Origin of the sequence: Pseudonocardia hydrocarbonoxydans (genome assembly GCF_006539565.1) — a bacterium.
GTDB classification, from domain to species: Bacteria; Actinomycetota; Actinomycetes; order Mycobacteriales; family Pseudonocardiaceae; genus Pseudonocardia; species Pseudonocardia hydrocarbonoxydans.
In genome coordinates, this window is sequence record NZ_BJNG01000038.1 from 43,611 (window position 1) to 55,694 (window position 12,084).

Annotated in this window: 13 protein-coding genes; 3 read left to right on the forward strand and 10 right to left on the reverse strand. The window is 76.4% G+C overall.

From position 1 onward, the window contains the following. Window position 1 precedes the first annotated feature (1 nt). Entirely contained in the window at window positions 2-253 is a 252-nt protein-coding gene (locus PHY01_RS20890) for a WhiB family transcriptional regulator (protein ID WP_170183916.1), read from the reverse strand. A 255-nt stretch (window positions 254-508) separates the two neighbouring features. Here PHY01_RS20890 and PHY01_RS20895 point away from each other — a divergent pair, with 255 nt between their 5' ends. Further along, on the forward strand, window positions 509-1,258 hold the full coding sequence (locus tag PHY01_RS20895) for a site-2 protease family protein (RefSeq protein WP_141280996.1): 750 nt from the start codon (window positions 509-511) through the stop codon (window positions 1,256-1,258). On the opposite strand, the gene PHY01_RS20900 is transcribed toward PHY01_RS20895, so the two are convergent. From PHY01_RS20900 to PHY01_RS20935, 8 genes are all read right to left on the reverse strand, one after another. Continuing rightward, on the reverse strand, window positions 1,231-1,800 hold the full coding sequence (locus tag PHY01_RS20900) for an NUDIX hydrolase (protein ID WP_141280998.1): 570 nt from the start codon (window positions 1,798-1,800) through the stop codon (window positions 1,231-1,233). The two genes, PHY01_RS20895 and PHY01_RS20900, sit on opposite strands and share 28 nt — an antisense overlap. Further along, on the reverse strand, window positions 1,794-3,137 hold the full coding sequence (locus PHY01_RS20905; RefSeq protein ID WP_141281000.1) for a coenzyme F420-0:L-glutamate ligase: 1,344 nt from the start codon (window positions 3,135-3,137) through the stop codon (window positions 1,794-1,796). Before PHY01_RS20905 ends, PHY01_RS20900 begins: the two co-directional genes overlap by 7 nt. Next, on the reverse strand, window positions 3,130-4,086 hold the full coding sequence (gene cofD / locus PHY01_RS20910) for a 2-phospho-L-lactate transferase (protein ID WP_141281002.1): 957 nt from the start codon (window positions 4,084-4,086) through the stop codon (window positions 3,130-3,132). Before cofD ends, PHY01_RS20905 begins: the two co-directional genes overlap by 8 nt. Window positions 4,087-4,136: 50 nt before the next feature. Continuing rightward, a complete protein-coding gene (locus PHY01_RS20915) occupies window positions 4,137-5,051 on the reverse strand; it encodes a DNA-3-methyladenine glycosylase family protein (protein WP_141281004.1) in 915 nt (304 codons plus the stop codon). After that, complete coding sequence (manB, locus tag PHY01_RS20920; RefSeq protein ID WP_141281006.1) at window positions 5,044-6,108, reverse strand: mannose-1-phosphate guanylyltransferase; 1,065 nt, start codon at window positions 6,106-6,108, stop codon at window positions 5,044-5,046. The genes PHY01_RS20915 and manB overlap by 8 nt, the downstream gene beginning before the upstream one ends. Next, window positions 6,101-6,760: a glycosyltransferase family 2 protein gene (locus tag PHY01_RS20925; protein ID WP_141281008.1), complete on the reverse strand. Its 660-nt coding sequence runs from the start codon at window positions 6,758-6,760 to the stop codon at window positions 6,101-6,103. The genes manB and PHY01_RS20925 overlap by 8 nt, the downstream gene beginning before the upstream one ends. Before the next feature lie 89 nt (window positions 6,761-6,849). Further along, window positions 6,850-7,692, reverse strand: coding sequence for a tetratricopeptide repeat protein (locus PHY01_RS20930; protein WP_141281010.1), 843 nt, complete (start codon window positions 7,690-7,692; stop codon window positions 6,850-6,852). Window positions 7,693-7,741: 49 nt separating this feature from the next. Continuing rightward, the gene (locus tag PHY01_RS20935; RefSeq protein WP_246086039.1) at window positions 7,742-8,644 is read right to left on the reverse strand and encodes a glycosyltransferase; all 903 of its coding nucleotides are present in this window, start codon (window positions 8,642-8,644) and stop codon (window positions 7,742-7,744) included. 234 nt (window positions 8,645-8,878) lie between these two features. Here PHY01_RS20935 and PHY01_RS20940 point away from each other — a divergent pair, with 234 nt between their 5' ends. Beyond that, a complete protein-coding gene (locus PHY01_RS20940; protein ID WP_141281012.1) occupies window positions 8,879-10,447 on the forward strand; it encodes an LCP family protein in 1,569 nt (522 codons plus the stop codon). A gap of 15 nt (window positions 10,448-10,462) precedes the next feature. Then, window positions 10,463-11,176: a TIGR03089 family protein gene (locus tag PHY01_RS20945; RefSeq protein WP_141281014.1), complete on the forward strand. Its 714-nt coding sequence runs from the start codon at window positions 10,463-10,465 to the stop codon at window positions 11,174-11,176. Between the two features lie 8 nt (window positions 11,177-11,184). Here PHY01_RS20945 and PHY01_RS20950 read toward each other — a convergent pair whose 3' ends face one another. Next, window positions 11,185-12,009 carry a TIGR02569 family protein gene (locus PHY01_RS20950; RefSeq protein ID WP_141281016.1) on the reverse strand — a complete coding sequence of 275 codons (825 nt, stop codon included), beginning with the start codon at window positions 12,007-12,009 and terminating at the stop codon, window positions 11,185-11,187. Window positions 12,010-12,084: the final 75 nt, after the last annotated feature.

The following is a 12,084-nucleotide window of genomic DNA, read 5'->3' on the forward strand; positions in this document are numbered from 1 at the left end:
GTCAGATGACGGCGCCGAGCTCACCGCGGCGCAGCCGGCGGCGTTCCCGCTCCGAGAGCCCGCCCCAGATGCCGAAGCGCTCGTCGTGGGCCAGCGCGTAGTCCAGGCACTCGGCGCGCACGTCGCAACCCCCGCAGATGCGCTTGGCCTCGCGGGTGGAGCCGCCCTTCTCCGGGAAGAACGCCTCGGGGTCGGTCTGGGCGCACAGCGCGCGCTCCTGCCACTCCGGGTCCTCCTCACCCCCGCCGTCGATGACGGTGAAGGGGCCGGAGAGGCGGTCGGGCAGCAGGCCCACGATCCCGGATCCGGACTCGAAGGGTCCCTCGTCCAGGACTCCTGCAACGACGTTCACTCGCCCACCTCCCCGCAAACCACTCACGCGATCCACGTGCCCCCGCGAATCACAGCCCTGTAAGTACAGCCCTGTCGGTTGGTAGTTGGCAAGCCGAAGCTGCCATCCGGGTGACGTTGTCCACCCCATCGGTCCCCCGTTCAGCACAATGAGCGGATGCGTGGTGTGGCGAATCGAGTCAGTCCGTGGTTCCTGGTGTTACTCGTGGTCACTGTGGGTGGTGCTGTACTCACTACTTCGGGTACACCCGCCCTACTGACGGCCGGGATCGTGCTCCTCGTGCTAGGCGGCTGGGCGGTGTCGCTGTGCCTGCACGAGTTCGGGCACGCCTGGGTCGCCCTGCGCGGCGGCGACCGGTCGGTGCGCGACAAGGGCTACCTCACCCTCGACATCCGCCGGTACACCGACCCGGTGCTCTCCTTCGGCCTGCCGGTGGTGTTCCTGCTGCTCGGCGGCATCCCGCTGCCCGGCGGGGCGGTGTGGATCGAGCACGGGGCGATCCGCTCCCGGGCCGCGCGCAGCCTCGTCTCGCTCGCCGGGCCGGCGGTGAACCTGGTGCTCGGCGCCGCACTGACCATCGCCGTGGCCACCGTGTCGATGCCCGTCGGGCTCGCGGTCGGGCTGTCCTGCCTGGCCCTGATCCAGGTGCTCGCGTTCGTCCTGAACATCCTGCCCGTCCCCGGTCTCGACGGGTTCGGCGTGCTGGAGCCCTACCTGTCCGCCCCGGCCCGCCGACTGGCCTCGCGGGTGCGCCCGTGGGCCCCGCTGGCGCTGTTCGTCCTGCTCATCGGGGTGCCCGGGGTGGCCGCGGTGTTCTTCGACCTCGCCTACGCCGTCTTCGACGCCGTCGGGGGCGACGGCCGCTACGCCGCGGCGGGCTACGGGGAGCTGCTGTTCTGGCGCTGACCCCCGGCCAGGCGGCGGCGGGCCGCCGCCACCATCTCCCGCACGGTCGGGCTGTCGTCGGGCAGCGCGTCGACCGGCCACCAGCGCAGGTCGTCGGACTCGTCGCTGATCCGCTCGACCGCACCGGCCGGGGCCCGCACCAGGAAGCGGACGTCGAGGTGGTGGGTGGGCACGCCCAGCGAGCAGGTGATCGGGTGCACGTCGACGTGCAGCGGGACCGGGTCGATCTCCAGCCCGCCGATCCCGGACTCCTCGGTGGCCTCGCGCAGGGCGGCGGCGACCAGCGAGCCGTCACCGGGCTCGCAGTGCCCGCCGAGCTGGATCCACTTGCCCACGCGCGGGTGCAGCGTCAGCAGGGTGTGCGTGCCTGCAGCGTCGAGGAGCAGCGCCGACGCCGTCAGGTGTCCGGGCTCGCACGAGCGCTCGCAGGCGTCGGGCCGGGCGGCGAGGAAGGCGAGCACCGCGTGCTTGAGGCCGCGCTGGTCGGACCCGTCGGGCTCCCAGGCCCCCAGCTCGCCCGCGGCGGTGGCGGCGGCTACCACTGCCCCAGCTCCCCCTCGCGGGCCGGGCGCGGCGTCAGCGGCTCCGGCGGGTGGCCGACGGCGACGGCGCCGAGGGGCTGCCAGTCCGGCGGGAGGTCGAGCACGGTGCGGACGACGTCGGGGGCGAAGATCGTGGACCCGACCCAGCAGGACGCGAGCCCCTCCGCGGCCAGAGCCACGAGCAGCGACTGCACCGCCGCCCCGCCCGCGACGGTGAACATCGTGCGCTCGCCCAGGCGCCGCGCGTCGTCGGGATAGGTGTGCATGCCCTCGCCGGTGCGGAAGGCGAGCAGCAGCTCGGGGGCGCGGCGCAGCAGGTCGCCGCGGGCGGTGCGGCGCGCCACCTCCTCGGCCGGGCGCCCGTCGGCGACGAGGTGCTCGCGCCACCGCCGGGCCATCGCGTCGAGCAGCTCCGTGCGCCGCTCCCGCACCACGCCGAACCGGAACGGGCTGCTGTGGTGCGGCGCCGGGGCCGTCAGCGCGACCCCGACGGCGCGGCGCACCGCCGCGAGGTCGACGGGGGTGTCGGCGAAGTCGCGGGTGCTGCGCCGCAGCAGCACGGCCTCGCCGCGCCCGCGCGCGATCGCCTCGTTCGCGCCCAGCCAGAACATGTCCTCGTGCACGGGGCGCACCAGGTCGCGCGCGGTCGACCCGTCGTCGACCGGGGCCAGCCCGCGCACCACCGCCACCGGCAGGCCGCCGAGCTTGCCCTTGACGAGGTCGGCGGCCGCGGCCAGCTCGTCCGCGATCGCGACCTGGGTGACGAGCAGCTCGTTGCCCTGCTCGTCGGTCTGCCCCTCGTAGCCGTGCAGCACCGCGATCCCGGCCGACCCGATCGCGACGTCGGTCTGCCCGATCCGCCAGGACCGCCCGAGGGTGTCGGTGACGACCACGGCCACGTCGACGCCGAGGCGCGCACGCAGCTCCCCCCGCAGCCGCGCCGCGCTGGCGTCGGGGTCGGCGGGCAGCAGCGCGAGCTCGTCGCGGCGCACGTTGGACCCGTCGATCCCGGCGGCGGCCTGCACGATCCCCAGCTTGCCGACCACGATCGCGGTGGGGCCGCGGCGGGCGACCACCCGCTCGGTCTCGGCGTCGATCAGCTCGCGGCGCAGGGCGTCGCGCGCCTGCGGGTCGGTGGGGGCGGCGACGAGCCGGCCCTCGACCTTGGAGAACACCTTCGAGGTGACCACCACGACGTCGCCGTCGACGATCCACGGCGCGGCCGCGGCGAGCGCGGCCCCCAGGTCGTCGCCGGGGCGGAACTCGGGCAGGCCGCGGACGGGCAGGACGGTGACGGCGTCGCGGGCGCCGTGGTCGGCGACGGCTCGCTCAGGCACCCGCGAGCCCCACGGCCTCGCGCGCCATCGCGGCGGTGGCGTCGGGGTCCGACATCAGCAGCGGCACCGACCGGACCTCGACGCCGGGCACGTCGGCCGTCTCGCCGGAGTGGACCAGCCAGCCGTCGAGGATCCCGCCGGCGGACCGGGCCCCGTAGTGCCGGCCGACGGCCTCGGCGGTGGTGTCGACGCCGATCGCGGCGAGGCAGCGGTCGGCCATGCCGCGCAGCGGGCGCCCGCCGACGATCGGGGAGACGCCGACGACCTTCGCCGCCGTGGCGCGCAGCGCGTCGCGGGTGCCCGGGACCTCCAGCAGCGCCCCGATGCTCACGACCGGGTTCGACGGCGCCAGCAGCACCACGTCGGCGCCGGTGACCGCCTCGCGGGCGGCGGGCAGCATCGTGGCCTCGTCGGCCCCGATGGCGGCGAACCGGCGCGCGGGCAGCTCGCCCTTGTGCCGGATCCACCACTCCTGGAAGTGGATCGCCTTCTGCGCCTTCGGGCCGTTCGTCGGGTCGTCGACGACGACGTGGGTCTCGACGCGGTCGTCGGTGACCGGCAGCAGGGTGACGCCGGGCTGCCAGCGGTGGCACAGCGCCGCGGTGACGTCGGAGAGCGGGTAGCCCGCCCGCAGCATCCGCGACCGGACGAGGTGCGTGGCGGTGTCCTTGTCGCCGAGGCCGAACCAGTCGGGGTCGGCGCCGTAGGCGGCCAGCTCGTCGCGCACCGACCAGGTCTCCCCCGCGTGCCCCCACCCGCGGTCGGGGTCGATGCCCCCGCCGAGGGTGTACATGCAGGTGTCGAGGTCGGGGCAGATGCGCAGCCCGTGGAGCCAGATGTCGTCGCCGACGTTGACGACGGCGGTGATCTCGGCGTCGGGGTACGCGGCACGGACGCCGACGAGGAACCGGGCGCCGCCCACGCCGCCGACCAGCACGGTGACCTTCACGCGTCGAGCCTACGACGGGCGGTGGCGGCCGACCCGACCGGCGCGGCGCGTCAGATCGCGCGGTAGTCGCGCGGGGGGAAGCGGGGGCCGAAGCGGGGCCTGCGGAAGCCGCTGACCTCCACGTACCGCACCGCCCGCTGCCGCTGCGGCACGTAGGGGGCCAGCACCTCCAGCATCCCGGCGTCGTCGAGCGGGCGGCCGACCAGCGCCCAGCCGACCAGGGTGGGGATGTGGAAGTCGCCGAAGCTGACGGCGTCGGGATCGCCCCAGACGCGCTGGGCCACCTCGGCCGCGGTCCAGACGCCGATGCCCGGGACGCGGCGCAGCAGCTCGCGCCCGGCGCTGCCGCCCAGCTCGGCGGCGTTCTCCAGCCGGTGTGCGACGGCGGCGCAGGACAGGATCGCGCGCCGCCGGGCCGAGTCGACGCCCGCACGGTGCCACTCCCAGTCCGGGACGGCCCGGATCTGCGCCGGGGTGGGCGGCACCCGCATCCCGGGCGGGACCGGACCGGGCGGGGTGTCGCCGAAGCGGCGGCACAGCTCGCGCCAGGACCGCCGGGCCTCGGTGCCGGTGACCTTCTGCTCCAGGATCGCCGGCACCAGCTGGTCCCACACCCGCCGCGAGCTGCCGAACCGCAGGCCGGGCAGGCGCCGGTGGGCGTCGGCGACCAGCGGGTGGTGTGCGGTGAACTCCTCGGGCCGGTCGTCGGCGCCGAGCAGGGCGGGCAGCCCGTCGAGCGACCACTGCGCCCCCGCCCCCCACGCCCTGGCCAGCACCGACCCGTCGGCGCGGCGGCGCAGCAGCGTCGTCACCGGGCCGTCGGGGGTGGTGCCGACGAGCCAGATCCCGTCGTCGGTGTGCTGCCAGGTGGGGTCGCCCCTGCCGCGGCGCAGCGGGGCCAGGACGCCCGCGAGGTCGACGGGGAACCCCGGCGTCCACTCCCGCCTGCGCGGCTCGTCAGGCATCCGGGGAGAAGCGGATCCCGCGCACCTGCGCGTCCGGCCACACCCGCGCGCCGCCGCGCAGCTCGCACCCGCTCCCCACGACCGCGCGGTCGCCCACCACGGAGCCGACGACGACCGCGCCGTCCTCCACGACCGCGCCCGCGCCCACGACGGAGTGCTCGACGACGGCGCCCGCCCCGACCACGGCCCCGTCGAACAGCATCGACCCCTCGACCGAGGCCCCGGCACCGACGCTCGCCCCGCGCCCGACCGTGCTGCCGCCGGACACCTTCGCCGACGGGTCGACCCGCGCGCCGTCGAGCACCAGCGCGTCGCCCGTGGGCCCCGGCAGGGCCGCGGACGGGGCCACGCCGCGCACCAGGTCGGCAGAGCCCTGGACGAGGTCGGCCGGGGTGCCCATGTCGCGCCAGTACGCCGAGTCGACGTGGCCCGACACCCGCCGCCCGGCCGCGAGCAGCCCCGGGAAGGTCTCGCGCTCCACCGACACCGCCCGCCCCGCGGGGATGGAGTCGATCACCGAGCGGCGGAAGACGTAGCAGCCGGCGTTGATCTGGTCGGTCGGCGGGTCCGGGGTCTTCTCCAGGAACGCGGTGACGCGGCCGTCGGCGTCGGTGGGGACGCAGCCGAACGCGCGCGGATCGGGCACCCGCACCAGGTGCAGCGTGACGTCGGCGTCGGTGCGGCGGTGGGTGTCGACGACGGCGGTCAGGTCGGTGCCCGCGAGGACGTCGCCGTTGAACACCAGCACGTGCTCGGCGCTCAGGTGCGCCGCCACGTTGCGGATGCCGCCGCCGGTGCCCAGCGGCTCGTCCTCGACGACGTAGGTCAGGCGCAGGTCGAGCGCGGCGCCGTCGCCGAAGTGCGCGGAGAACGTCTCCGCCAGGTAGGAGGTGCCCAGCACGACGTGCCGGACCCCGGCGGCCCGGATGCGGGAGAGCAGGTGCGCCAGGAACGGCACCCCGGCCGTGGGCAGCATCGGCTTGGGCGCGGACAGGGTGAGCGGGCGCAGGCGGGTGCCCTTGCCGCCCACCAGCACCACGGCCTCGACGTCATCCATCCCGGCGCCCTCCATCACGGTGTCCCCTCGCGTAGCGGCGCAGGCCGCACTCGACGGACTCCAGCATGCCGGTCGGCGCACCCGGTCCGACGACGACCTCCGCGGCGGGCACGTGCACGGCCAGCCAGCCCGCGCGGCCCAGCCGCGCGCCCAGGTCGACGGCGTCGACCGGGCCGAGGTGCCGCGCGTCGAACCCGTCGACGGACTCCCAGGCCGCGCGGCGCACCAGCAGGCACTCCCCCGCGACCCAGCCGACGGGGGCGGTGTGCCGCGGCGCGCCGTCCGGGAGTCGGCCCCGGCGCAGGTCGCGGCGTGCCGGGAGCGCCCCGGCGCTGGGCAGGGCGGCCCCGTCGGCGCCGCGCAGCCGCGGCCCGAGCACGCCCGCCCGCGGGAAGCGCCGGGCGGCGGCCCGCAGCGCGTCGACCGCGCCGGGCCCGGGCTCGGCCCGCGGGTCGAGCACCAGGACCGCGTCGACGTCGGGCAGCGCCGCCACCCCGCGGTTGACCGCCGCCGCGCGCGCCAGCCGCTCGCCGACCGCCACCACCCGGGCCCCCGCGACCGGCTCCGCGCCCTCGGTGACGACCACCACGGGCCCGTCGTACGCCGGGAACCGCTCGCCGGGCGCGTCCCACGTCACGACTCCGATGCGCACGCCGCCACTCTAGGACCCGGCCCGTGATCACCATCTGCGGTGCGGGGCGGCCACCGGTGGCCGCTCCGCACCGCGGACGGTGATCATGGTCAGTCGTCGGCCGGGTCGACGCCGTCGAGCTCGGCGAGGGTCTCGGCGGCCACGCGGTCCCCGGTGTCGGCGGCGACCTGCAGGAACTCGCGGGCGTCGTCGGGTCGCCCGACGTCGAGCAGGAAGCGGCCCATCGTCCAGGCCCAGCCCGGCTCGGCGTGCCGGCGGGCCTCGAAGAACTCGCCCTGGGCGCCCAGGACGTCGCCGCGCTCGGTGAGCAGGAACTGCCCGTAGGCGGTGTGCGCCCGCAGCGCCCCGAGCTCGGCCGCCTGGCGGAACAGCCCGTCGGCCTCCTCCAGCCGGGACTGCGCGGCACGCACCTCGGCCAGGGCCAGCACGGTGTCGGGGCGGGCGGGGTCGGCGTAGTGCTCGGCGGCCTCGACGGCGGCGGGCAGGTCGCCGTCCTCCAGGTGCAGGGCGACGAGGTTGGCCGGGGCGAGCGGGTCGCCGTCGGCCGCGGCCCTGGCCAGCACCTGGATGCCCTCGGCGAGGCGGCCCTCGTCGCGCAGCAGGATGCCCAGGTCGTTGGCCGCCGCGGGCTCGCCGGAGGCCACGGCCAGGCGCAGCGCGTCCTCGGCACGCGCGCGGTCGCCGGTCTCGATCAGCGCCACCCCGAGCCGCCCCGCGAAGCGGACGTGGCCCTGCTCGACCAGCGGCGCCAGCCACTCGACGGCCGAGTGCCAGCTCCCGCTGTCGAGGTAGGCGCGGACCAGCAGGTCGGGCGCGGAGCTCTCCCCCGACGCGACGGCCTGCCGGAGCACGTCGACCGCCTCGAGCGGGCGGCCCGCCTCCAGGAGCGCGGCGCCCTCGGCGGCGAGGGGCTCGACAGGGAGCGACGTCATGGAACCTCCTCGATGGAGTGACCCATGCTGTCAGCTCGAGCCCGGACGGTCACCCTCGGTAGGTGGCTATCACCTTTCTGTAGGCCATTCGGCGCAACGACTCCGGCACCAGCCGGTACCCGCCGCGCACGACGACGTTGCGCGCGAACTGCCCGCGCGTGGTGAACCCGAGCTGCCGGAAGCGCCGCTGCACGGCCAGCTCGGCGCGCAGCTGACCCAGCCCGCCGCGGCGCGCGTAGGCGCCCGCCCCCACCCGGTACTTGACGAGGGGCTCCGCCACGTTCGCCACCCGCGCCCCGGCGACGAGCAGCTTCGCCCAGAGCAGGTAGTCCTCCATCAGCGCGAAGTCGCTGTAGCCGCCGACGGCGCGGACGAGGTCGCGGCGGTAGACGACGGTGGGGTGGTTGAACGGATCGGCGAAGCGGGCGCGGACCGCGATGTCGTGCGCGTCGACGGGCGGGGTGCGGGTGCCGACGATCTCGTCGGGGTCGTCACCGAACTCCTGCAACCCCGACCCGACCAGGTCGATCCCCGACTCGATGATCGGCAGCTGCACCGCGAACCGGTGCGGCAGCGAGATGTCGTCGGCGTCCATCCGCGCGACGACGTCGTACCGGCACGCCTCCAGCCCCGCGTCCAGCGCCGGGCCGAGCCCGCGGTTGCGCTCGCCCGCCAGCACGTCGACCGGCACCGGGCTGGACGCCACCAGCTCCGCGATCGCCGCGTCCAGCGCGGCCGGCACCGGGCCGTCACGCACGATGACGACGTGGTCGGGCCGGCGGGTCTGCTCGTCGACGCTGGAGCGGAACGCCCCGGTCAGGTGGTCGGCCCGGTCACCGGCCCAGACCGGCAGCAACAGCGAGAACTGTGCGGGCAACGCCGGGTCCTCCGCCTCTCCTGCGTCGTCACGGTCGGTACCGGGCCGCGGGGCGACGACGGTCACCCGCGACACGCCCGCAGCCTCCCGCCGGGCGGCGCCCGATGCTGCACCCTAGAAGGCTCGACACACCGGTCACGCCGTCGGGGATGGAGTGAGGTGGAGATGGACCCGCGCGACGCCGGATACCCGGCTGCCGCACTGCCCGAGCCGCCCTGGCTGGCGCGCGCCACGCGCGAGCGCGTCGCGCGGTCCGTGTCCACCCGGACCGCTCCGGCCCCGTCCAGCAGTGGATCTTCGAGTAGATCCTTGCGCACCCGGTCCACGCGGCCCGTCGCGGGGTCCCCCGTCCCGGCACCCCGTCCGGCACCCGCCGTCCGTCGACGGCCCAAGCCCGTCCGCACCCCGGCCCCGCGGCCCGCGCCGGGCCGGGTGCTGCGGCGGCTGCGGATCGCCACCGTCGTCGCCTCGGCGCTCGTGCTGGCCGTCACCGGCACGGCGTGGGGGCTCTACCGCGACATCACCGCGGGCATCGTCACCACCGACGTCATCTCCGGGGGCGGTGACGGCGGCGCGCAGAACATCCTGCTCGTCGGCGTCGACAGTCGCACCGACGCCCAGGGCAACCCGCTGCCGCCGGAGATCCTGCGCGAGCTCAACAGCGGCGCCGACACCGGCGTCCTCAACTCCGACACGATCATGATGCTGCACCTGCCCGAGGACGGCGGGGCCGCGGCGGCGTTCTCCATCCCGCGCGACACCTACGTCGACATCCCCGGCTACCGCACCGACAAGATCAACGCGGCCTACCCCGCCGTCAAGGCGCTGACGGCCGAGCGCCTGGTCGCCGACGGGATCCGCAACCCCGCGCAGGTCGAGGCCGAGGCCGCGCGGGCCGGGCGCAGCGCGCTGATCGGGGCCGTCGAACGCCTCACCGGTCAGCAGATCGACCACTACGCCGAGCTCAACCTCGTCGGGTTCTACGACCTGACGCGCGCGATCGGCGGCGTCGACGTCTGCCTCGCCGCGCCCGTCGACGAGCCGCTGTCCGGCGCGCGCTTCGCGGCGGGCCCGCAGACGATCTCCGGCCGCGACGCGCTGGCGTTCGTGCGCCAGCGCCACGGGCTGCCCGACGGCGACCTGTCCCGGATCCGGCGCCAGCAGGTCTTCCTGGCCGCGGTCGCCGACAAGGTGCTCTCCGCCGGCACGCTGACCGACCCGGCGGCGCTGGGCGCGCTGATCGGGGTGATCCAGCAGTCCGTCGTGCTCGACGAGGGCTGGGACCTGCTCGCCTTCGCCCAGCAGGCCTCCGACATCGCCGCGGGCAACCTGGAGTTCGTCACGATCCCGACCGAGGGCGCCGAGAACAACGCCCGCGGGGACGTCCTGCTGGTCGATCCCGACGTCGTGCGCGGGTTCGTGGAGGAGCGGATCGAGGCGCAGCGGCTCGCGGCCGAGGCCGCCGCGCAGGTGCGTGCGGCCGAGCCCCCGCCGCCGGTCACCGTCATCGCCTCGCGCTACATCGTCCACGTCCTCAACGGCTCCGAGGCCGGCGGCCTGGCCGGTGACGTGCGCGGCCACCTCACCGGCCTCGGCTTCTCCGGCGGCACCGTCGACAACACCGAGCCCGCCGAGACCAGCGTGGTGCGCCACTCGGGCGCCGACGGCGAGGCGGCGCGGTCGGTGGCCGACCAGCTCGGCGGCATCGACGTCGAGCGCGACGAGTCCGTGCCACGGGGCCACCTGACGGTGGTGCTCGGCGGCGACTTCGACCCGTCGGTGCTGCCCGCGCCGCCGCCGGCCGTCGCCGACGACGCCGCGCCGCCGCCGCCGGTGGACGCCGCGATCACCGCCGCCGGGGTGCCCTGCATCGACTGAGGCGACAATGTCGCGGTGTCCCTCACCGATGCGCTCCTGGACCGCTCGTCCGCCCGGCCCCTGATCACCTTCTACGACGACGCCACCGGCGAGCGGATCGAGCTCTCCGGGGTCACGACGGCGAACTGGGCGGCGAAGACCGCCAACCTGCTGCGCGACGAGTGCGACGTCGAGCCGGGCACGACCGTCGCCGTCCTGCTCCCCGCGCACTGGCAGACCGCGGCGGTGCTGCTGGGCGCGTGGTGGTGCGGGGCGCAGGTCGTCGGCGACCCGGTGGGGGCCGACCTGGTGCTGTGCGACCGCGAGCGCCTCGACCTCGCCCTGTCCGCCGCGCCCCCGCTGGGGGTGGTGGCCCTGTCGCTGCACGCGTTCGGCCAGGGCATCGACGGGCTGCCCGCGGGGGTCGTCGACTACGCCACCGAGGTGCGCCTGCACGGTGACGACTTCGTGCCGTGGGAGCCCGTCCCGGACTCCGCGCCCGCCCTGGACTCCGCCCCCGTCTCCGACGTCGTCGCCGCCGCCCGCGACAGGGCGGCGGCGCTGGGGTTCACGGCGTCGGACCGGGTGCTGTCGACCCTGGACTGGTCCTCGCCGGGGGGCCTCACCGACGGCCTGCTCGCCGTGCTCGCCGCGGGCGCGAGCCTGGTCCAGTGCCGCCACCCGGACCCGGCGGCGCTCGAGCGGCGGGCCGGGGCCGAGCGCACGACGGCCCGCCTGGGCAGCGGGTAGCGGCCCAGTCAGAGCAGGGCGGTGACGAGCCCGGCCGCCCGCTCCAGCCCCGGCAGCGTGCGGGCGGAGGCCTCGGGGTGCTGGGCGTGCAGGGCCAGGCGGTACAGCGCGGCCCGCAGCAGCATCTGCGGCCACTCGTCGAGGTGCGACCAGCGGTCCGGCAGCCCGTCGTCGGCCCCGCCCCAGGCCAGCGCGTCGACGACGACCACGGCCGCCGCCCACTCCGGGGGCCGCCACGCGGGTACGAGGTCGACGAGCGCGGGCACGTCGTCGTCGAACAGGACCGCCCCGAACAGCTCGGCGTGCACGACCTGCGGGGTCACCTGCACGTTCGTGCGGTACGCCGCCAGCTCCGCGTAGAGGGCGCCGCCCGTGTCGGGGTCGAGGGAGAGCCGCCGTTCCCCCCACGCCGCCGCGGCGGAGCGGGCCAGCAGGTCGTCACGGCCGTCGAGGACGCGGGGCCGGGCCAGGTCGGCGGTCGCCGCGTGCAGGCGGTTGGCCGCCTCGATCACGTCGTCGTAGCGGGGTTCCAGGGTGCCCGGGACGTAGCGGCTCGCGGCCCAGCCCGCCACGACCCACCGGCCGTCCGACGACCGCACCGGGTGCGCCAGCCGCAGCCCCTCGACCCGGAGGCCGTCGAGCACGCCCGCCGACCAGGCGGCCACGGCGTTGTCGGGCACCGGGCGGACGAGGACGTCGCCGCAGTGCCAGGCCCGCCGGCCCGCCCACACCACGGGGCGCGGCTCGGTGTCCTGGACGCCGAATGCGGTGCGGACGTGCGGCGGCAGAGTGGTCCCCGCGGGTCCGCTCGGGAGGACGGGAGCAGCGGTCACGGTCCGGCACGCTACCGGCGGACGGTCGCCGATCAACGTCGCCACGCGGGGGCGCGGCGCAGTATCGCCTGGTCC